The organism is Curtobacterium sp. BH-2-1-1, from assembly GCF_001806325.1.
Classification (GTDB): domain Bacteria; phylum Actinomycetota; class Actinomycetes; order Actinomycetales; family Microbacteriaceae; genus Curtobacterium.
This window is the reverse complement of record NZ_CP017580.1, coordinates 291,713-311,395: the sequence shown is the minus strand read 5'-3', so window position 1 is coordinate 311,395 and position 19,683 is coordinate 291,713. Positions and strand designations below refer to the sequence as shown.

Annotated in this window: 22 protein-coding genes; 20 read left to right on the top strand and 2 right to left on the bottom strand. The window is 70.8% G+C overall.

Annotated features, from left to right (window positions below):
- Positions 1–3: 3 nt before the first annotated feature.
- The 5 genes from BJK06_RS01390 to trmD all read left to right on the top strand — a co-directional run bounded on the left by BJK06_RS01390 (position 4) and on the right by trmD (position 4,224).
- Complete coding sequence (locus BJK06_RS01390; protein WP_083294969.1) at positions 4–2,136, top strand: FAD-dependent oxidoreductase; 2,133 nt, start codon at positions 4–6, stop codon at positions 2,134–2,136.
- Between the two features lie 167 nt (positions 2,137–2,303).
- Positions 2,304–2,720, top strand: coding sequence for a 30S ribosomal protein S16 (rpsP, locus tag BJK06_RS01385; RefSeq protein ID WP_070416404.1), 417 nt, complete (start codon positions 2,304–2,306; stop codon positions 2,718–2,720).
- Positions 2,721–2,724: 4 nt separating this feature from the next.
- On the top strand, positions 2,725–2,961 hold the full coding sequence (locus BJK06_RS01380) for an RNA-binding protein (protein WP_070416403.1): 237 nt from the start codon (positions 2,725–2,727) through the stop codon (positions 2,959–2,961).
- Between the two features lie 19 nt (positions 2,962–2,980).
- On the top strand, positions 2,981–3,526 hold the full coding sequence (rimM, locus tag BJK06_RS01375; RefSeq protein ID WP_181015126.1) for a ribosome maturation factor RimM: 546 nt from the start codon (positions 2,981–2,983) through the stop codon (positions 3,524–3,526).
- A gap of 5 nt (positions 3,527–3,531) precedes the next feature.
- Positions 3,532–4,224, top strand: a complete 693-nt coding sequence (gene trmD, locus BJK06_RS01370; protein WP_070416402.1) for a tRNA (guanosine(37)-N1)-methyltransferase TrmD — start codon at positions 3,532–3,534, stop codon at positions 4,222–4,224.
- Positions 4,225–4,496: 272 nt separating this feature from the next.
- Here the strand turns inward: trmD and map are convergent, their stop codons facing one another.
- Positions 4,497–5,288: a type I methionyl aminopeptidase gene (gene map / locus BJK06_RS01365; protein ID WP_070416401.1), complete on the bottom strand. Its 792-nt coding sequence runs from the start codon at positions 5,286–5,288 to the stop codon at positions 4,497–4,499.
- Between the two features lie 166 nt (positions 5,289–5,454).
- On the opposite strand from map, the gene rplS reads away from it, so the two are divergent.
- From rplS to BJK06_RS01320, 9 genes are all read left to right on the top strand, one after another.
- Entirely contained in the window at positions 5,455–5,811 is a 357-nt protein-coding gene (gene rplS, locus BJK06_RS01360; RefSeq protein WP_022905818.1) for a 50S ribosomal protein L19, read from the top strand.
- Positions 5,812–5,953: 142 nt separating this feature from the next.
- The gene (gene lepB / locus BJK06_RS01355; protein ID WP_070416400.1) at positions 5,954–6,700 is read left to right on the top strand and encodes a signal peptidase I; all 747 of its coding nucleotides are present in this window, start codon (positions 5,954–5,956) and stop codon (positions 6,698–6,700) included.
- Complete coding sequence (locus tag BJK06_RS01350; RefSeq protein WP_070416399.1) at positions 6,697–7,404, top strand: ribonuclease HII; 708 nt, start codon at positions 6,697–6,699, stop codon at positions 7,402–7,404. Before lepB ends, BJK06_RS01350 begins: the two co-directional genes overlap by 4 nt.
- 151 nt (positions 7,405–7,555) lie before the next feature.
- Entirely contained in the window at positions 7,556–7,879 is a 324-nt protein-coding gene (locus BJK06_RS01345; protein ID WP_070419101.1) for a DUF2469 family protein, read from the top strand.
- A gap of 109 nt (positions 7,880–7,988) precedes the next feature.
- A complete protein-coding gene (locus tag BJK06_RS01340; RefSeq protein ID WP_070416398.1) occupies positions 7,989–8,336 on the top strand; it encodes an Lsr2 family protein in 348 nt (115 codons plus the stop codon).
- A gap of 153 nt (positions 8,337–8,489) precedes the next feature.
- Positions 8,490–8,858 (top strand): YraN family protein, encoded by a 369-nt coding sequence (locus tag BJK06_RS01335; protein WP_070416397.1) that lies wholly within the window; start codon positions 8,490–8,492, stop codon positions 8,856–8,858.
- The gene (locus tag BJK06_RS01330; protein ID WP_083294968.1) at positions 8,855–10,381 is read left to right on the top strand and encodes a YifB family Mg chelatase-like AAA ATPase; all 1,527 of its coding nucleotides are present in this window, start codon (positions 8,855–8,857) and stop codon (positions 10,379–10,381) included. The genes BJK06_RS01335 and BJK06_RS01330 overlap by 4 nt, the downstream gene beginning before the upstream one ends.
- Complete coding sequence (gene dprA, locus BJK06_RS01325) at positions 10,378–11,571, top strand: DNA-processing protein DprA (protein WP_070416396.1); 1,194 nt, start codon at positions 10,378–10,380, stop codon at positions 11,569–11,571. The genes BJK06_RS01330 and dprA overlap by 4 nt, the downstream gene beginning before the upstream one ends.
- Positions 11,572–11,596: 25 nt before the next feature.
- On the top strand, positions 11,597–12,643 hold the full coding sequence (locus BJK06_RS01320) for a tyrosine recombinase XerC (RefSeq protein ID WP_070416395.1): 1,047 nt from the start codon (positions 11,597–11,599) through the stop codon (positions 12,641–12,643).
- 6 nt (positions 12,644–12,649) lie between these two features.
- Here the strand turns inward: BJK06_RS01320 and BJK06_RS18400 are convergent, their stop codons facing one another.
- Positions 12,650–13,231, bottom strand: a complete 582-nt coding sequence (locus BJK06_RS18400) for a M23 family metallopeptidase (RefSeq protein WP_070416394.1) — start codon at positions 13,229–13,231, stop codon at positions 12,650–12,652.
- A 331-nt stretch (positions 13,232–13,562) separates the two neighbouring features.
- Between BJK06_RS18400 and BJK06_RS01310 the strand changes: the two genes are divergently transcribed.
- The 6 genes from BJK06_RS01310 (at position 13,563) to BJK06_RS01285 (ending at position 19,623) form a co-directional block, all read left to right on the top strand.
- Positions 13,563–15,005 (top strand): sugar porter family MFS transporter, encoded by a 1,443-nt coding sequence (locus BJK06_RS01310; protein WP_070416393.1) that lies wholly within the window; start codon positions 13,563–13,565, stop codon positions 15,003–15,005.
- Positions 15,006–15,305: 300 nt separating this feature from the next.
- Positions 15,306–16,247 (top strand): 30S ribosomal protein S2, encoded by a 942-nt coding sequence (rpsB, locus tag BJK06_RS01305; protein ID WP_070416392.1) that lies wholly within the window; start codon positions 15,306–15,308, stop codon positions 16,245–16,247.
- Between the two features lie 81 nt (positions 16,248–16,328).
- On the top strand, positions 16,329–17,156 hold the full coding sequence (tsf, locus tag BJK06_RS01300) for a translation elongation factor Ts (RefSeq protein WP_070416391.1): 828 nt from the start codon (positions 16,329–16,331) through the stop codon (positions 17,154–17,156).
- A gap of 153 nt (positions 17,157–17,309) precedes the next feature.
- Positions 17,310–18,029: a UMP kinase gene (pyrH, locus tag BJK06_RS01295; protein ID WP_070416390.1), complete on the top strand. Its 720-nt coding sequence runs from the start codon at positions 17,310–17,312 to the stop codon at positions 18,027–18,029.
- A gap of 47 nt (positions 18,030–18,076) precedes the next feature.
- Positions 18,077–18,631 carry a ribosome recycling factor gene (gene frr / locus BJK06_RS01290; protein ID WP_070416389.1) on the top strand — a complete coding sequence of 185 codons (555 nt, stop codon included), beginning with the start codon at positions 18,077–18,079 and terminating at the stop codon, positions 18,629–18,631.
- On the top strand, positions 18,631–19,623 hold the full coding sequence (locus tag BJK06_RS01285) for a phosphatidate cytidylyltransferase (RefSeq protein WP_175473642.1): 993 nt from the start codon (positions 18,631–18,633) through the stop codon (positions 19,621–19,623). The genes frr and BJK06_RS01285 overlap by 1 nt, the downstream gene beginning before the upstream one ends.
- Positions 19,624–19,683: the final 60 nt, after the last annotated feature.

The following is a 19,683-nucleotide window of genomic DNA, read 5'->3' as shown; positions in this document are numbered from 1 at the left end:
CGCATGAGCACCGTCGCCATGCCCGACCTCGCCGTCGTCTCCTCGCCGTGGACGCTCGGCCCCCTGACCCTGCCGAACCGGGTGGTCATGGGGTCGATGCACACCGGGCTCGAGGTGCACGACGACGGGGGGGCCGGCATGGCGGCGTTCTACCGTGAGCGCGCCGCGGGCGGTGCCGCGTGCATCATCACCGGCGGCATCGCGGTGAGCGACGAGGCCCGTGGTGGCCCGGACTTCGCCGTGTTCGGCGTCGGGGGAGCGGACGAGCGGTTCCGTGCGGCGGTCGACGCCGTGCACGACGCCGGTTCGGTGATCCTCGCGCAGCTCTTCCACGCCGGGCGGTACGCGCTCGCGTCGGGGATGGTCGACCGGCACGGGGAACCCCAGCGTGTGGTGGCCCCGTCCGCGTTGCCGTGGGCGGCTGCCCGTGGCGTGGTGCCGGTCGAGCTGACCGCCGCCGAGATCGAGCAGACCATCGAGGACTTCGCGGACGCCGCCCGGTCCGCGCGGGACATCGGCTTCGACGGCGTCGAGATCATGGCGTCCGAGGGCTACCTCATCAACCAGTTCCAGTCGCCGCTGACGAACCTGCGCGACGACGAGTGGGGCGGGGACGCGGTCCGGCGTCGTCGGTTCACGGTGGCGGTCGTCGACGCCGTCCGCAGGGCGGTACCGGACCTCGCCGTGACGATCCGGCTCTCCGGCGCGGACCTGATGCCCGGCTCGTCGACCGACGACGACGTCGACGCGCTCGTGCACGAGCTGCTGCCCCTCGGCCTCGACGGGATCTCGGTCGGCATCGGCTGGCACGAGTCCCGCACGCCGACCGTGCAGGCCGCGGTGCCGCACGGCGCGTGGCTCGCGTACGCCGCCCGCATCGCCGGCGTCGTCCGCGCTTCGGCGTACCCGGACGTGAAGGTCATCGCGTCGAACCGGATGACGGACCTGCGCGACGGTGAGGCCGTGCTGGCCGACGGGCGCCTCGACGCGGTCGCCCTCGCGCGCCCGTTCCTCGCCGACCCCGCGATCGTGAACCGGTCGCTCGCCGGCGCCTTCGACCTCGTCAACACCTGCATCGGCTGCAACCAGGCCTGCCTCGACCGCTCGATCGTCGGCCAGCCCGTGTCGTGCCTGGTCAACCCGCGCGCCGCCCGCGAGGTCGCCTTCCCCGCCCGCCCGACGACCGACCCGAAGCGCGTCGACGTCGTCGGTGGTGGCCCGGCCGGGCTCGCCGCCGCGGTCGACGCCGCTCGTCGCGGTCACACCGTGACGCTCTGGGAGGCGTCCGACCGGCTGGGCGGACAGTTCGACCTCGCCGCCCTGGTGCCCGGCAAGGAGGACTACGCGGCGACGGTCCGCGCCGCCCGCGCCGAGCTCGAGGACCGCGGCGCGACGATCCACCTCGGTCGGGCTGCCACGGCCGCGGACCTCACCGCGAGCGAGGCCGTGGTGCTCGCCCCCGGTGTCGTGCCCCGGACGATCGACGTCCCCGGTGCCGACCTGCCGCACGTCCGGTCCTACGAGCGGGCGCTCCGCGAGGGCGTCCCCGCCGGGACCGTCGCGATCATCGGCGGCGGTGGGATCGGCGTCGACACGGCGGCGTTCCTCGTCGAGTCGCCCGACGAGGCCCGGCGTGCCACCGAGTTCGGCGTCCGCTGGGACCTCGACGTCGCGGACACCGTCGTGGGGGACGTGCCGCAGCGGCTCCCCGTGGCGACCCGCACGCTCCGACCCGGGGGCGACGTCACCGTCCTCCGTCGCTCGGGCAAGTTCGGGCAGGGCATCGGCATCACCTCCCGCTGGGTGGCGATCGGCCGGCTCCGGGACGCCGGCGTGCACCTGGTCGGCGGCGTGCAGGAGTACCTCCGCATCGAGCCCGGTGTGCTCTGGATCCGCGACGAGCACGGCGAGGAACGCGGCGTCCCCGCGGACAACGTGGTGGTCTGCGCCGGGCAGGAGCGGGCGCTCGGGACGGGCGCCGCGGCGGGCGCAGGGCCGTCCGACGGACTCGAGCCGCGCCTCCTGGCAGCCGGTGTGCCGTACGCCGTCGTGGGCGGCGCACGCGACGCCCGGAGCGTCGACGCAGTGCGTGCCACGTCCGAAGCGCTCGAAGCGGTTCGACGACTCGCACCCTGACGGCGCGTCCCGACTCGCTTCTCGCTCGGAAACCTGCAAGAATGAACGGTCGAATCGTGTCCGCTCGACCCTCTATCCAGCGGATCACGGTCTCATCGAGCTTCCACCGTGTGTGCCCCCACGCCCGCGGTCCGGTTCAACCACAACAACACGCAACAGGAGCATTTGTGGCTGTCAAGATCCGTCTCAAGCGTCTCGGTAAGATCCGGGCGCCGTACTACCGCATCGTCGTCGCCGACTCGCGCACCAAGCGCGACGGTCGCGTCATCGAGGAGATCGGTCAGTACCACCCGACCGAGGAGCCCTCGGTCATCAAGATCGAGTCCGAGCGTGCGCTCTACTGGCTCGGCGTCGGCGCGCAGCCGACCGAGCAGGTCGCGGCCCTCCTCAAGCTGACCGGCGACTGGGCCAAGTTCAAGGGCGAGAAGGACACCGAGTCCAAGGTCAAGGTCGCCGAGCCCAAGCAGGCGTTCGTCGTGGACTCCTCGAAGAAGGCCGTCCTGAAGCCGAAGTCGGAGAAGACGGCCCCCGCCGCCGCTCCGGCCGAGTCGGCCGACGAGACCGCAGAGACGACCGAGGCGTAATTCCTTGCTCGAATCCGCGCTGACGCACCTCGTCAAGGGGATCGTCGATCACCCTGACGACGTGCGCGTCGCCAGTTCCACCTCCGTGCGGGGCGAGGTCCTCGAGGTGCGTGTGCACCCCGAGGACCTCGGCCGCGTGATCGGTCGCGCCGGACGGACCGCAAAGGCGCTGCGCACCCTCGTCTCGGCTCTCGCCGACGGCAAGCGGGTGCGTGTCGACGTGGTCGACACCGATTCCTAGGGAGACGACCCAGCTCCGGGTGGGTCGCATCACGAAGGCGCACGGGCTCAAGGGCGGCATCAAGCTCGAGCTCTACACCGACGACCCGGATCGTCGGTTCACGCCCGGAGCCGTGTTCACGCTCCAGGTCCCGGACGACTCGCCCTGGGCCGGCAAGACCATCGCGCTCGACGAGCTCCGCTGGTACAACGGCCACCCGGTCGCCTTCTTCGAGGGCATCGGGGACCGCACCGCAGCCGAGACGCTCGCGCGGGCGATCCTCTGGGTCGAGCAGGACGCCGACGCCGAGACCGGTGAGGACGACGCCTGGTACGACCACCAGCTCGTCGGGCTGAAGGTCCTCCGCGACGGCGTCGAGGTCGGTACCGTCGCGCGGGTCGACCACCTGCCGGCGCAGGACCTCCTCGCCATCGACACCCCGTCGCGGGGCGAGGTCCTCGTGCCGTTCGTCTCGGCGATCGTGCCCGCGGTGGACATCGCCGCCGGCACCGTCACCGTGACGCCGCCGACGGGCCTGTTCGAGGACCCCGAGGACACGTCCCGACCCGAGACCGTGACGGACTAGCGCGCGTGCGCATCGACATCGTCACGATCTTCCCGGAGTTCTTCTCCGTGCTGGACGTCTCGCTGCTCGGCAAGGCCCGCTCCGGCGGCCTGCTCGATCTGCACGTGCACGACCTCCGCTCGTGGACGACCGACCGGCACCGCACCGTCGACGACACCCCGTACGGCGGGGGAGCGGGCATGGTCATGAAGCCCGAACCGTGGGCGCTCGCGCTCGAGTCGCTGTTCCGGCCCGACGGCTCGTCGACCCTGGTGGTCCCGACGCCCGCCGGCACGCCGTTCACGCAGTCGATCGCGCGCTCGCTCGCGTCGACGTCGGACCACCTCGTGTTCGCCTGCGGGCGGTACGAGGGGATCGACGCCCGGGTCTTCGAGTGGGCCGCGGCGCACGCCACGGTCGTCGAGCTCTCGCTGGGCGACTACGTGCTGAACGGCGGCGAGGTCGCTGCGATGGCGATGATCGAGGCCGTCGGGCGACTCGTGCCCGGAGTCGTCGGCAACCCCGAGTCCCTCGTCGAGGAGTCCCACGAAGACGGGCTGCTCGAGTACCCGTCGTACACGAAGCCCGCGTCCTGGCGTGGCTTCGACGTGCCGGACGTGCTGCTCAGTGGGCACCACGCCCGCGTCGGTGCGTGGCGGCACGAGCAGCAGGTGGAGCGGACGCGGCGCGTCCGGCCGGATCTGCTGCCGGACGCGTAGCGCGCGGCTGGCGCTGCGTGCGGCTGGCGCTGTGCGCGGCTGCGCGCGGGCGGTCGGACGCGCGCTCCGCGAAAGCGACAGCAGTGCGCCACCTGCTGGCGGGCGTCTGTCGCGCTCGCGGCACGGACCGCGCCGCACGGCTGTGACCTGTCGCTTCCGCGGCTTCGGCGCCGGCCGCGCACTGCGAGACAGGAGGCGCGGGAGCGGCCCGCACCGCGCCTCCCGGCCCGGACGTGACCGCCTGGGCTCGGTGCGCCGCTGGCTGCGGACCCTCAGGCGGTCGCGTCGGCGCGCTGGGCGCGACGCAGGGTGAGGACCTCGGGACCGGCGTCGGTCACGGCGACGGTGTGCTCGACGTGCGCGGCGCGCGAGCCGTCGACGCTCTTGAGCGTCCAGCCGTCGTCGTCCTGGAACAGGTCGGCGGTGCCCTGCATGAGCCACGGCTCTATCGCCACGACCAGCCCCTTCTGGAGCTTGAGACCGCGCCCGGGCCGGCCGTCGTTCGGGACGTGCGGGTCGCCGTGCATCGTCCTGCCGACGCCGTGCCCGCCGAACTGCAGGTTCACGTCGTAGCCGGCGTCCTTCGCGACGCGACCGATCGCGTACGACACGTCGCCGAGCTTGTTGCCCGTGCGGAACTGGGCGATGCCCGCGGTGAGCGCGCGCTCGACGGTGTCGATCAGGCGCTGGTCGTCCTCGCGCGGGGTGCCGACCTGCACTGTGACGGCGGAGTCCGCGACCCAGCCGTCGACGCTCGCGGCGAAGTCGAGGCTCACGAGGTCGCCGTCGACGAGCACACGGTCGTACGGCAGGCCGTGCAGCGCCGCGTCGTTGACCGAGGTGCAGAGGTTCTTGCCGAACGGCGACTTACCGAACGAGGGGTGGTAGTCGACGTAGCAGCTCACCGCGCCGCGGTCGGCGATCATCCGTGCGGCCACCCGGTCGAGGTCGAGCAGGTTCACGCCGACGTCGACGGTGTCGAGCAGTTCGTCGAGGACGTCGGCCACGAACCGTCCGGCGGCGCGCAGGCCGTCCAGCTCGGCGGGGGTGCGGAGTTCGATCATGGGACCATCCTCGCGCGTTTTGCGGACGTGGGTTGCTGTGGCAAGATGGGTAGCCGTGCCCTGGCTGGACTCTGCCAAGGGGGAGTCGCCGACACCGGGCACACACCTTCACTTACCGAATTCGATCCGCGGCGACCCGTGTGCGTCCGCAGAGAGTGACCCAATCATGAGCCAGCTCCTCGACCACGTCGACGCAGCGTCGCTGCGCACCGACGTCCCGGACTTCCGCCCCGGCGACACCATCAAGGTGCACGTCAACATCATCGAAGGCACGCGCTCGCGTGTCCAGGTGTTCCAGGGCGTCGTCATCGGACGCCAGGGTCACGGCCTCGGCGAGACCTTCAAGGTCCGCAAGGTGAGCTTCCAGGTCGGCGTCGAGCGCTGGTTCCCGGTGCACTCGCCGATCATCGACCACATCGAGATCGTCACCAAGGGTGACGTCCGTCGTGCAAAGCTCTACTACCTCCGCGAACTCCGCGGCAAGGCTGCCCGTCGCAAGATCAAGGAGAAGCGCGACTCCTGATCGCCTTCACAGTGAGCGTCCGCGAGCCGGACGCCGCTGTCGGCCCCTCGTCCATGTACGGTTGTGCATCGACGGGGGGCTTTCCCTTTTTCGTGGACTCCTGCGGTCCGCGACGGGATCCTGTGGTTGAACGAGAGCGGAAATGACGGACACGACTGACGAAACCGGGCGCCGGCCCCGTGTCGAGAAGAAGCGGAACGGTGTCCTCACCTTCCTCCGCGACCTCGTCATCATCTTCATCGCGGCGTTGCTCGTCTCGTTCCTCGTCAAGACCTTCCTGATCCGGTCGTTCTACATCCCGTCGGCTTCGATGGAGAACACGCTGCAGATCAACGACCGGGTGATCGTCAACGAGCTCGTGCCAGACGTGGTGTCCCTCAAGCGCGGCGACGTCGTCGTGTTCAAGGACCCGGGCGGGTGGCTCACCGGGTCCGAGGTGCCGAGCGTGACGCCGACGACCCAGCCGGCGAAGGCCATCGACTGGCTCCTCACCCAGGTCGGCCTCGGCACCGGCGACAGCGACGACCACCTCATCAAGCGCGTCATCGGCCTGCCCGGCGACAAGGTGTCCTGCTGCAACGACCTCGGGCAGATGTCCGTGAACGGTGTGCCGATCAAGGAGCCGTACCTCAAGCTGCCCACGGGGGAGACCCGCGCCTCGGGGACCGACTTCTCGGTGACCGTGCCGAAGGGCACCATCTGGGTGATGGGCGACAACCGCTACGACTCGAAGGACTCGCGGTACAACGGCGACACCCCGTCGAAGGGGTTCGTGCCGCTGTCCGACGTGACCGGCCGTGCCTTCGTCATCTCGTGGCCGTCGAGCCGGTGGACCTGGCTGGATGACCACCCCGAGGTGTTCGCGGGCGTGGAGGAGCGGGAGAAGTGACCGCCGTCCGGCCGTCGCTCCGGCTCGAGAAGAAGCTCCTGGCCGACGGCCGGGTGACCGTCATCGGGATGGACGAGGTCGGCCGCGGCGCGATCGCCGGGCCCGTCGCCGTCGGGGTCGCTGCCGTGACGCTCGACATCGGCCGGGTGCCGCAGGGGCTCGCCGACTCGAAGCTGCTCACCGCGGCTCGTCGCGAGGCCCTCGACCCCGTCGTCCGCCGGTGGACCCGGACCGCGGTGGGGATGGCGACCGCCTCGGTGGTCGACGAGCAGGGCATCGTGCCGGCGTTGGGCCAGGCCGGGGCCTCGGCGATCGGGGCCCTCGTGGCGGATGGCCTCTCGCTCGACGGGGCCGTGGTCGTCCTCGACGGTTCGTTCGACTGGCTCACTCGTGCCGTCCCCGTGACGCTCCGGCTGCCGTCCGACCCGCTCGAGGTCGTCGTGCGGGTCAAGGCCGATCGGGACTGCGCTTCGGTCGCGGCGGCGTCGGTCGTCGCGAAGGTCGCCCGTGACGCGCTCATGACGGCTGCGCACGACGAGGCGCCGCACTACGCGTGGGCGTCGAACAAGGGGTACGGGTCGACGGCGCACTACGACGCGATCCGGTCGGTGGGGGCGCACGCGCTGCACCGGAAGAGCTGGTTGCACCAGGCGTCGAGCGTGGCGCTGGACGGGTTCGCCGAGTTGGACGCGCTGGCGGGCTGAGCGCGTTCGGTCGCGTGTCGAGCTGAGCGCGTTCGGTCGCGCGTCGGGCTGCGGGTCGGTCGCGCGTTGTGGTGTGGGGCGGTCGCGCGTTGTGGTGTGGGTCGGTCGCGGTGTGTCGCCGGTGCTCCCGTCGCCGTAGACTGTGGGCGCGATGGATGACGACGAATTCGACGACTACGACCGCGAGGTCGAACTGGCCCTGTACCGCGAGTACCGCGACGTCGTGTCGCAGTTCCGGTACGTGGTCGAGACCGAGCGACGTTTCTACCTGGCCAACGAGGTGGAACTCGCCCGCCGTGACACCGAACACGATTTCTACTTCGAATTGACGATGAACGACGTCTGGGTGTGGGACGTCTACCGTTCCGACCGATTCGTGAAGTCCGTCCGGGTGCTGACGTTCAAGGACGTGAACGTCGAGGAACTCACTTCCCGCGAACTCGAGCTGCCGAAAGAACTCGCGCTCGACGAGTGATCTTCACTTCTTTTCGGCGAATCTGAGAATCGCCGAGACAATTGTGCCGGAATGCATTCCGCCCGCTAATGTGAAGGGGATTTCCCGTCCCCTGCACAAGGAGCACGCCATGGCACAGAAGGTCACCGTTCAACTCGTCGACGATCTCGACGACACGCCCATCACCGCCGGCTCGGGTCGGACCGTCGAATTCGCCTTCGACGGATCGTCGTACGAGATCGACCTGACCGACGACAACGTCGACAAGTTCCGTGAGGCGATCTCCGACTACGTCGCCGCTGCGCGCAAGGTCTCCGGCCGCCGTTCCGGTGGGACTGCTCCGAAGGCGGCGCCGAAGCGCGGCAACTCGGAAGAGCTCGCCAAGATCCGTGAGTGGGCGAAGGAGAACGGGTACGAGGTCTCGACCCGCGGGCGTATCTCCACCCAGGTGCAGGAAGCGTACGCAGCCGCACACTGAGTGCCCCTGCTGCAGGACCCCGGACGGCTTCGGCCGACCGGGGTCCTTCCTTGTCCTCCACAGGTCGTCGTCCGCCGGTTCCCGTCCACAAATCGTCGAGGTGCGACTTGATGGCGCTTCGATTCCCGGGATCGTCGTGGCGGAGGAAACGACATGGAACGAACACCGCTGCGGAACAGCAGTCTCGGACGATTCGGCGAAGAACAGGCTGCGGAATGGCTCGAACGCCACGGGTTCCGCGTCGTCGAACGCAATTGGCGATGCGCCCGCGGGGAGATCGACATCGTCGCGTGGCAGTCCTGCACGCTGTGCTTCATCGAGGTGAAGACCCGGTCGGGGAACGCGACCGGCCATCCGTTCGAGGCGATCACGGCCTCGAAGGTCACACGACTGCGCCGCCTCGTGCCGGCATGGTTCGCGGACCATCCCGAGGTCTCGGCGCGGATGATCCGCATCGATGCCGTCGCCGTGCACGTCGACGGTGACCGCGTCGGGGTCGAGCACGTGGCGGGTGTGCTGTGACGACGGACATCGGGCGCGCGTCGGCGATCGCGCTCGTCGGGGTCCAGGGTCGTGTGATCGAGGTCGAGGCACACCTCACGAGCCAGCTGCCCGGCTTCAGCATCATCGGTCTTCCCGACGCGGCCCTGGGCGAAGCGCGTGAGCGGGTCCGGTCGGCCAGCGCCGTCGCCGGCTGTCCGCTCCCGGCGCGGCGGATCACCGTGAACCTCACCCCGGCGTCGATCCCCAAGCGTGGCTCCGGGTTCGACCTCGCCATCGCCATGGCGGTCCTCGGGGCCGAGGGCATCGCGCCGCAGGTCTCCCGCGACGTCGCGTACATCGGCGAGCTCGGACTCGACGGGCGGGTCCGGCCCGTGCCCGGGGTCATCCCGATGGTGATCGCCGCGCGGGACGCCGGCATCCACACGGTCGTCGTGCCGTTCGGCAACGTCGAGGAAGCCCGGATCGTGCCGGGCGTCGAGGTGATCGGCACACCGTCGCTCCGGGCGAGCGCGATCACCGCCGGTGCGCTCCTGCCGCCGGTCGAGACCGACCCCGTCCTGCAGCCCGCGGTGGCGGAGGTCCGTCCGGACGTGCACGACCTGGCTGACGTGATCGGCAACGCCGTCGGCGTCCGGGCGGTCATCGCGGCCGCGGCCGGAGGGCACCACGTGTTCCTGCTCGGCCCGCCCGGTGCCGGCAAGACGATGCTCGCCGAGCGGCTGCCGGGCCTCCTGCCGGACCTCGACCCCGAGGCAGCGCTCGAGGTCGCGGCCGTCCGCTCCGTCAGCGGGCTCGGCAACCAGTCGTGGAGTCTGCGACCGCCGTGGGAAGCGCCGCACCACTCGTCGTCGGCGATGGCCCTGATCGGCGGGGGCTCGGGGCTCCTCCGCCCCGGTGCCGTGTCGCGGGCCACGCGCGGGGTGCTCTTCCTCGACGAGGCGACCGAGTTCCCCCGAGCGGTCCTCGACGCGCTCCGCCAGCCGCTCGAGTCCGGTCGGATCACGATCCACCGCAGCGTCGGCAGTGCTGAGTTCCCCGCACGGTGCCAGGTCGTGCTCGCGGCGAACCCCTGCCCGTGCGGCAACGCGGGGACCCGGGGTGGCCCACTGTGCTCCTGCAGCCCGAGCACGGTGCGGAAGTACCTCGGACGCCTCTCCGGACCGCTCCTCGACCGGATCGACATCCGCGTGGCGGTGCCCCGGGTGACGACGGGCACGATCCGCTCGGCGGAGGGCACCGCGCCCACCACGGCCGAGGCGGCAGCGCGTGTGGCCGCAGCCCGACGTCGGATGGCCGATCGGCTGCACGGCACCGGCTGGGCCTGCAACGCCGAGGTCACCGGGCCGTGGCTCCGGTCGGAAGGTCGGGCAGAGCCGGGCGCGACGGCACCCCTCGACCGGGCACTCGACTTCGGCACGCTGACGATGCGGGGGTGGGACCGGGTCATGCGGTTGGCGTGGACGATGGCCGACCTCGACGACGTCGAGCGTCCGGGCTCCGCCGAGGTCCGGCGCGCGCTGACACTGCGGAGCGCGCTGTGAACCCGTCGTCCGGCGACGACACCCTCGCCCGGGTCGTCTGGAGCGTCCTCGCCGAACCGGGCGACGCCGTCGCGGGAGAACTCGTCGCGGCGCTCGGACCGGACGAGTCCCTCGCACTGGTCCGTCGTGCGGCTGCGGGCGGCGCGAGCGAACTCCTCGAGCAGGTCGGTACGGACGCGTCGTTCGCCGACGGCCCCGACCGGGTCCGCGCGGCGCTCGAGTCGGCGTTCGACCGGTGGCGACCGCGCCTCGGGGGAGCGGACGACCGCGCCGTCGCGGCCATGGCGTCCGCCACCGCAGTCGGCGCGCGCCTCCTCGTCCCGGGCACGCCTGAGTGGCCGAGCGGGTTGGAGGACCTCGGGCCGCACGCGCCGTTCGTGCTGTGGAGTCGTTCGGAGCTGGACGACCCGGTCGGCGCAGCCGGCTGCCGCGGGGCGCTCGCGATCGTCGGGTGCCGGGCGAACACCGTCGCCGGGGCCGAGGCGACGGCGGAGATCGCCTCCGTCGCGGCGGACGACGGCGTCGAGATCGTGTCCGGCGGCGCGTACGGCATCGACGCCGTGGCCCATCGGGTCGCCGTCGCCGCCGGGACCCCCACGACGGCGGTGCTCGCCGGCGGTGTCGACCAGTTCTACCCGGCGGGCAACCACGACCTGCTGCGCAACGTGCTCGGACGGGGCAGGGTGCTGTCCGAGTCGCCACCGGGGACCCGGCCGACGCGGTGGCGCTTCCTGCACCGCAACCGGCTGATCGCTGCTCTGTCCGGGGCGACGGTGGTCGTCGAGGCCGCTGCTCGTTCGGGGGCGCTCAACACCGCCCACCACGCGCTGCACCTCGGTCGTCCGGTGTTCGCCGTGCCCGGTCCCTTCGCGTCGGCCGCCTCGGTCGGGTGCCACCGGTTGATCGCCGACGGCACCGCGCAGATCGTCGTCCAGCCCCGCGACCCGGTCGCAGCGGTGTCCGCGGTCGCCGTCCACGACGCGCCGCCGGTGGCGGAGGTCCTCGTCCTCGGGACCCGGTCGGATCCGCACGTCACGCGGGCGCTCGACGCACTCGACCGGCGGCCGCTCCCGGTGGAGGAGATCGCCCGTCGGAGCGGGCTCTCCGTCGACGACACGGCGGACGCCCTCGCCCTGGCGCAGCTCGAGGGGCTGGTGGTGGCACTGGCCGAGGGATGGTGCCGTCGATGACGGACGTCGGACCTACGCTGGGCGGGTGACGGAACGCACCGGGGAACGGCTCGCAGTGGCGGTGGACGCGTTCCTCGCGCACGCCCGCCACGGCCGCGGACTCAGCGAGCAAACCGTCCGTGCCTACGCCAACGACCTCGAGCAGCTCGTCGCGTTCGCCACCGCCCGCGGAGTCGATCGGCTGTCGGACCTCGGCCTCGAGCTGCTGCGCGACTGGCTGTGGGACGCCGACCACCGGGGCCTGGCTCGGTCCACGATCGCTCGCCGGTCGTCGTCGGTCCGGGCGTTCACCCGGTGGGCGAGCGAGTCCGGGTGGATCGCGTCCGACCCGGGCGTGCGGCTCCGGGCGCCGAAGGGGGCGTCGCACCTCCCGCGCGTGGTGTCGTCCGACCAGGTCCGGACGATGCTCGACGGATTGGCCGCTCGGGCTGCGACCGACGATCCCGGCGCGCTCCGCGACCTCGCGGTCGTGGAACTGCTGTACGCGGCGGGGATCCGGGTGAGCGAACTCGTCGGCATCGACGTGCGGGACCTCGACCGGGGCCGGCTGACCGTCCGGGTGCTCGGCAAGGGCGGGAAGGAGCGCGTCGTGCCGTTCGGGGTGCCCGCACGCGATGCGCTCGAGGCGTGGCTCGACCGTGGTCGCCCGGCGTTGCTCGCCAGCGCGCAGGCGGGTGACGGCCACGCGACGGGCGGTGGCCGCGCGGCGGGCGGTGGCCGCGCGGCGGGCGGTGGCCGCGCGGCGGGCGACGGGCGCGCGGCGGTCGGCGGTGCCCGGAACGCCGCGCCGGCGGCGGACGCGCTGTTCCTCGGTGACCGCGGTGGTCGGCTCGGCGTCCGTGGCGCGTACCGGATCGTCGCTCGGCTCCTGCAGGACCTGCCGGGCGAGGGCCCGAGCGGTCCGCACACCTTCCGGCACACGGCGGCGACGCACCTGCTCGACGGGGGAGCGGACCTCCGTGCCGTGCAGGAGCTGCTCGGGCACGCCAGCCTCGGGACGACCCAGATCTACACGCACGTCTCCTCCGCACGGCTGCGCGAGGTCTACCGGACGGCACACCCCCGCGCCTGACCGGACTCACCCCGTCCAGGCGGACTCGGGCAGCAGCACCGGCCACGCCGCCGCGGGCAGGTACGGCGTCGGATCGGCGTACCGGTCGTCGAGCCGTGCGCCCAGGTGCAGGCACGGGTCCGCTGCCGGACAGTGGCCGACCGACACCGTGCCCACCGCGTCACCCTGCGCCACGGTGTCTCCCGTCGCGACCCCGGGCGCGACGGAGTCCACCGTGCTCCGGAGCCCGCCGCCGTGGTCGATCGTCACGACCCCGCGTCCGGCGACCTGCCCGGCGAACGTCACCGTCCCGTCGTCGACGGCCACCACCACGGTCCCGAGCGGTGCCGCGACGTCGATCCCTCGGTGGCCCGCTGCGTAGTCGTCCGCCGGGGCCTCCCACGGCCGGCCGACCACCCGGCTACCGGTCGGCCACACCCACGGTGCCTCCGCCGTCGCAGGCGTCGGGCGGTCACGGGCGACGTCGTTCCGGACCGGCGATGACGTGGCGATGGGTGACCCGGTCGCACGGGAGTCGATCCCGTGCTGCAGTGGGCACAGGAGCAGCAGGAACGCGACGACGACTGGACCCGGGTGACGGAACGACATCCGCCCAGCATCGCGGTGCGTGGCGCCGATCGCGCCGAAGGCGACCCGTCCTGTGGACGGTGACCCGCGCCTCCTGGACCGTGGAGGGGAAGCGGGAGCGATCCGGACGAGCAATGCGACACTCCACCAGCGGTTCGACGCGCGGAATGTCGAAAGACTCGTGGATCGCCCCACCCGCCCGCCCGGCCCGCGCGCCCGGTTGGCCCCCGCGCCCGATCCGGGAGTACAGTCGGGGCCGCTCCGGAACACGCAACGCCGCTCGGACGGCGAACCAGCCGACCGCCGGGGCACCGTGCAGCATCCCGCACGGCGGCGGGAAACCTGGAGCATCGTGTCGAACGCGACAACGCAGCACGGCGAAGACCGTGCCTTCAAGGGGAAGGTCACGCTGTTCGCCATCGCGGCAGCGGTCGGCGGCTTCCTCTTCGGATTCGACTCGTCCGTCATCAACGGTGCGGTCGAGGCAATCAAGGGCGAGTTCGGCCTGTCCGAGGCTGCAAGCGGCTTCGCCGTCGCCTCGGCACTCATCGGCTGCGCGTTCGGCGCCTACTTCGCCGGCCGCCTCGCGGACCGCTGGGGTCGCACGCGCGTCATGTTCTGGGCCGCCGTCCTGTTCTTCGTGAGCTCGATCGGCAGCGCGTTCGCGTTCGCCACGTGGGACCTCGTGATCTGGCGCCTCGTCGGCGGTCTGGGCATCGGCACCGCGTCGGTCATCGCGCCGGCGTACATCTCCGAGGTCTCGCCGAAGGCCATCCGTGGTCGCCTGGCCTCGTTCCAGCAGCTCGCGATCACGCTCGGTATCTTCGCCGCGCTCCTGTCCGACCAGCTCTTCGCGGTGACCGCCGGCGGCGCCTCGGAGCAGGTGCTCGGCCTCGCCGCATGGCGCTGGATGTTCCTGGTCGGTGTGATCCCCTCGGTCGTGTACGGCGTCCTCGCCATCACGCTCCCCGAATCGCCACGCTTCCTCCTCGCCAAGGGCAGGACGGACGACGCGCGCGAGGTGATGGGCAAGATCGTGCCGCGCGACACGGTGAACACCAGCCTCGAGGAGATCCAGGACGGCATCAAGAAGGAGGCCAGCGAGAAGAAGGGCTCCGTCCGCGGCAACCGCTTCGGGCTCCAGCCGATCGTCTGGGTCGGCATCATCCTCGCGGTGCTGCAGCAGTTCGTCGGCATCAACGTGATCTTCTACTACTCGACGACGCTCTGGCAGGCCGTCGGCTTCAAGGAGGACCAGTCCTTCCTCATCTCGACCATCACCTCGGTCGTAAACGTCGCCGTCACCTTCATCGCGATCTTCACGGTGGACAAGCTCGGCCGGAAGCCGCTGCTCATCGCGGGTTCGACGGGCATGTTCGTGTCGCTGCTGATGGTCGCGATCGCGTTCTCGCAGGCGACGATCGTGAACGGCGAACCGAACCTCCCCGGTGCGTGGGGCGTCATCGCGCTGATCTTCGCGAACCTCTTCGTCGTGTCGTTCGGCGCCACCTGGGGTCCGCTCATGTGGGTCCTGCTCGGTGAGATGTTCCCGAACCGCATCCGTGCGACGGCACTCGGCATCGGGTCCGCGGCGAACTGGATCGCGAACTTCCTCGTCACCATCACGTTCCCCGTCCTGTCCGGCTTCAACCTGACCGTGACCTACGGCATCTACGCGCTGTTCGCCCTGCTCTCCCTCTTCTTCGTCATCGCGAAGATCCCGGAGACCAAGGGCCGCTCCCTCGAGGAGATGGGCATCACGGCCGAGGGCGACACGGTCGACGCCAAGGCCTGACGCACCAGCGTCACCACCGTTCAGGAGGCGCGGTGCGGGTCCGACCCGCACCGCGCCTCCTGTGCGTCCACCGTCTGCTAGCATCTCCTCAGCAGTGCGCTCCGGCGCGCTGACTTCGCGTGTCCACAGCGCCGTCACCGGCGCGGCACCCGACCATCGGTCTCGCTCTCACGAGCGGGCGGTCGCGTGCCAGGGCACCAGGGACCACGACCGACGGTCGTGATCGACACAACCGCAACAGGTCCGCAGCGACGTGCGAGAGCACGGCTGCGCGCCGAGAAGACAGAAGGAGGACGGCACATGGCCGTCGTCACCATCCGCCAGCTGCTCGACAGCGGCGTCCACTTCGGACACCAGACCCGTCGGTGGAACCCGAAGGTGAAGCGATTCATCCTCGCCGAGCGCTCCGGCATCCACATCATCGACCTGCAGCAGTCGCTGGCCTTCATCGACCGCGCGTACGACTTCGTCAAGGAGACGGTCGCGCACGGTGGCACGATCCTCTTCGTGGGCACCAAGAAGCAGGCCCAGGGCTCCATCGCCGAGCAGGCGACCCGCGTGGGCCAGCCGTACGTCAACCAGCGTTGGCTCGGCGGTCTGCTCACGAACTTCCAGACGGTCTCCAAGCGCCTCGCGCGCATGAAGGAGCTCGAGGAGATCGACTTCGACGACACAACGAAGGGCTTCACCAAGAAGGAGCTCCTCATCAAGAAGCGCGAGCTGGACAAGCTCCACAAGACCCTCGGTGGTATCCGCAACCTCACGCGGACCCCGAGCGCGCTCTGGATCGTCGACACCAAGAAGGAGCACCTCGCCGTCGACGAGGCGCAGAAGCTCGGCATCCCGATCATCGGCATCCTCGACACCAACTGCGACCCCGACGAGATCACGTACCCGATCCCGGGCAACGACGACGCGATCCGCTCCGTCGGTCTCCTCACCCGCATCGTCGCCGACGCCGCGGCCGAGGGCCTGAAGACCCGCCACAACGGTGGCGACGACGAGGCTGCGGCCGAGCCCCTCGCCGAGTGGGAGCAGGAGCTCCTCGGTGGCGAGACCGCCGCGCCGGCCGCTGCGACCGCGACGCCCGCCGCTGCCGAGGCCGAGACCCCGGTCGAAGAGAACGACGCTGACGCGCAGGTCGCCGCGAAGGAGATCGGCGAGCCGATCGCCGACGACGCGAAGAACGCAGAGCCGACGGCCGAGGCCGAGGCCGCTGCGGAGACCACCCCCGCCGAGTGACCATCGGGGGCGTCGGGCCGATCGGTCCGGCGCCCCTGCTCCACTCTCCACAAACGCTCAGTCCAGAAAGGACTCCAGTCAATGGCCAACTACAGCCTTGCTGACGTGAAGAAGCTCCGCGAGGACCTCGGGGCCGGCATGATGGACGCGAAGAACGCGCTCGTCGAGGCCGACGGCGACTACGACAAGGCCGTCGAGCTGCTCCGCATCAAGGGCGCGAAGGCCGTCGCCAAGCGCGACGACCGTGCGACCTCCGAGGGTGTCGTCGTCGCGTCGACCGACGGTGGCGCCGCGACCGTCGTCGAGCTCGCGAGCGAGACCGACTTCGTCGCGAAGAACGAGAAGTTCACCACCCTCGCCGACAAGGTCGTCGCCGCGGTCGCCGCCGCCGGTGCCGCCGACGTCGAGTCCGGCAACGCCGCGCCGCTGGACGGCAAGACCGTCGCCGAGGTCATCGACGAGGCCGCTGCCGCGCTCGGTGAGAAGCTCGCGCTCCGCACGGTCACCCGTGTCGAGGGCGACGCCTTCGAGGTCTACCTGCACAAGACCAGCCAGGACCTCCCGCCGCAGATCGCCGTCGTCATCGCCTACTCGGGCTCCGACGCGGCCGAGGCCCGTTCCATCGCGCAGCACGTCGCGTTCGCGAACCCGACCTACCTCACGCGGGACGAGATCCCGGCCGAGGCGATCGAGAAGGAGCGCGCGACCGTCGAGGCGATCACGCGCGAGGAGGGCAAGCCGGAGGCCGCCCTGCCGAAGATCGTCGAGGGTCGCCTCAACGCCTACCGCAAGCAGGTCGCGCTCCTCGACCAGGACTACGCGAAGGACAACAAGCTGTCCGTCGCGAAGGCCGCCGAGAACGCCGGCATCACGATCCAGGGCTTCGCCCGCGTCAAGGTCGGCGCGTAACGAACCCGTGACGGGGCTCGGAACCACCAGGTTCCGGGCCCCGTTTTCGCGCGCCGACACGCGCGAGCACCGACTGGAGGCGCGACCCGCCTCCGCCGGACCGGCTGCGGCCGGGTAGATTCCCACGAGACATTCGACGAAGGGTGCGACCACATGACGAACGAGAAGACCGGACGCCGCCGGGTCCTGCTGAAGCTGTCGGGGGAGGCGTTCGGTGCCGGTTCGCTCGGTGTGAACCCGGACGTCATCAGCACGATCGCGAAGGAGATCGCGGTCGCCGCGCAGGAGGTCGAGGTCGCGATCGTCGTCGGCGGCGGGAACTTCTTCCGCGGCGCCGAGCTCTCCCAGCGGGGCATGGACCGCGGGCGCGCCGACTACATGGGCATGCTCGGGACCGTCATGAACGCTCTCGCGCTGCAGGACTTCCTCGAGCAGGCCGGAGCCGCCACGCGCGTGCAGTCGGCGATCAGCATGACCCAGGTCGCCGAGCCGTACATCCCGCGGCGCGCCGAGCGGCACCTCGAGAAGGGGCGCATCGTCATCTTCGGTGCCGGAGCGGGCCTGCCCTACTTCTCGACCGACACGGTCGCCGCGCAGCGTGCCCTCGAGATCGACGCGCAAGAGGTCCTCGTCGCCAAGAACGGCGTCGACGGCGTCTACACGGCAGACCCGAAGAAGGACGCCACGGCGGAGAAGCTCCACCACGTCACCTACCAGGACGCGCTCCTGAAGGGCCTCAAGGTCGTCGACGCCACCGCGTTCTCGCTCTGCATGGACAACGGCATGCCGATGCACGTCTTCGGCATGGAGGGCGACGGCAACGTCGCCGCCGCGATCCGGGGCGAGCGCATCGGCACGGTGGTCAGCAACTGACCCCGTCCGCTGACTAGACTCGACGCCAGTACCGAAGGAGTAACACCGTGATCAGTGATGTCCTGACCGAAGCCACCGAGAAGATGGCGAAGGCGGTCGAGGTCGCCAAGGACGACTTCTCGACCGTCCGCACCGGCCGCATCAACGCGGCGCTCTTCCAGAAGATCCCGGTCGAGTACTACGGCACGCCGACGCCGCTCGCGCAGCTCGCGTCGCTGCAGACCCCCGAGGCCCGCACGCTCATCGTGACGCCGTACGACAAGACGGCGCTCAAGGAGATCGAGCGCGCGATCGCGACGTTCCCGAACCTCGGCGCCAGCCCGACGAACGACGGTGACATCGTCCGCGTGACGATCCCGGAGCTCACGCAGGACCGACGCAAGGAGTTCGTCAAGCTCGTCCGGAGCAAGGGCGAGGACCACAAGGTCGTCATCCGCAACATCCGCCGCAAGGCCAAGGACGACCTCGACGCGCTCAAGGGCGAGATCTCCGACGACGAGATCTCCCGTGGCGACAAGGACCTCGAAGCCCTGACGAAGAAGCACGTCGACCAGATCGACGACTCGCTGAAGAAGAAGGAAGCCGAACTCCTCGAGGTCTGATGCACCGTCCGGACCAGGGCGGTGACCGCCCCACAGCAGAGAAGCGTTCCGCCAAGGGGCTGCGTCAGGACTTCGACGCGCGCGCACGAGCCGCACGCACCGACTTCGAGGCGCAGCTCCGGCAGCGGAAGGCCGACTTCGGCGCCCGCAACGAGGCGCTGACGGCACGCACCGGACGCAACCTGCCGGCGGCGATCGGGATCGCCCTGGCGTTCGCGGTCGTGATGCTCGGCTCGTTGCTCATCTGGAAGCCGTCGTTCATGGTCGTCGGGGCGTTCCTGCTCGGCGTCGGCGTCTACGAGCTCGCGAGCGCCATGCGGTTCGCCGGGCGCGACGTGCCGCGCATCCCGAGCGTCATCGTGAGTGTGGCGATCGTGCCGGCGGCGTTCATCGGCGGGCAGATCCCGGCGCTGTTCACGCTCCTCGGCGGCATCGTGTTCATCAGCCTCTGGCGCCTGGTCGAGGTCGCGATCGCGCGTCCGAAGCCGGCCGCGGGCAACGTGGTGCGGGACCTCACGAACGGCTTGTTCGTGCAGGCCTACATCACGCTCCTCGGCGCCTGCGTGGTCCTGCTGGCGGCACAGCCCAGCGGACAGCTCTGGGTGATCGGCTTCATCCTCGTGGTCGTCGCGGTCGACACCGGCGCGTACGCCACCGGGCTCAACCTCGGCAAGCACCCGATGGCGCCGCGGATCAGCCCGAAGAAGACGTGGGAGGGCTTCGCCGGCTCGGTCGCCGCCAGCATCATCGTCGGCATCCTCGTCTCGTGGCTCATGCTCGGGCTGCCCTGGTGGACGGGCATCATCCTCGGCGTGCTCATCTCCGGGTCCGCCACGCTCGGCGACCTCACCGAGTCGATGATCAAGCGCGACCTGGGCATCAAGGACATCTCGTCGTTCCTGCCCGGGCACGGTGGACTCCTCGACCGCATCGACAGCATCCTGCCGTCCGCCGCCGTCGCCTACGTGCTGTACCTCGTCGTCAACCACTGAACGGACCCCTGGTCCACGCCCCAGCGCGTCCAGGTCACACCATGGTCCGGTCCTGGCAGA

Excerpts from the sequence above, each read along its gene's own strand:
- BJK06_RS01345 (WP_070419101.1), top strand. The coding sequence starts at position 7,556 with ATGGATGACGACGAATTCGACGACTACGACCGCGAGGTCGAACTGGCC.
- BJK06_RS01335 (WP_070416397.1), top strand. The coding sequence starts at position 8,490 with ATGGAACGAACACCGCTGCGGAACAGCAGTCTCGGACGATTCGGCGAA.
- pyrH (WP_070416390.1), top strand. The coding sequence starts at position 17,310 with ATGACGAACGAGAAGACCGGACGCCGCCGGGTCCTGCTGAAGCTGTCG.
- map (WP_070416401.1), bottom strand. The coding sequence starts at position 5,288 with ATGATCGAACTCCGCACCCCCGCCGAGCTGGACGGCCTGCGCGCCGCC.
- rpsB (WP_070416392.1), top strand. The coding sequence starts at position 15,306 with ATGGCCGTCGTCACCATCCGCCAGCTGCTCGACAGCGGCGTCCACTTC.
- rplS (WP_022905818.1), top strand. The coding sequence starts at position 5,455 with ATGAGCCAGCTCCTCGACCACGTCGACGCAGCGTCGCTGCGCACCGAC.
- lepB (WP_070416400.1), top strand. The coding sequence starts at position 5,954 with ATGACGGACACGACTGACGAAACCGGGCGCCGGCCCCGTGTCGAGAAG.
- BJK06_RS01340 (WP_070416398.1), top strand. The coding sequence starts at position 7,989 with ATGGCACAGAAGGTCACCGTTCAACTCGTCGACGATCTCGACGACACG.
- tsf (WP_070416391.1), top strand. The coding sequence starts at position 16,329 with ATGGCCAACTACAGCCTTGCTGACGTGAAGAAGCTCCGCGAGGACCTC.
- BJK06_RS18400 (WP_070416394.1), bottom strand. The coding sequence starts at position 13,231 with ATGTCGTTCCGTCACCCGGGTCCAGTCGTCGTCGCGTTCCTGCTGCTC.
- BJK06_RS01390 (WP_083294969.1), top strand. The coding sequence starts at position 4 with ATGAGCACCGTCGCCATGCCCGACCTCGCCGTCGTCTCCTCGCCGTGG.
- BJK06_RS01285 (WP_175473642.1), top strand. The coding sequence starts at position 18,631 with ATGCACCGTCCGGACCAGGGCGGTGACCGCCCCACAGCAGAGAAGCGT.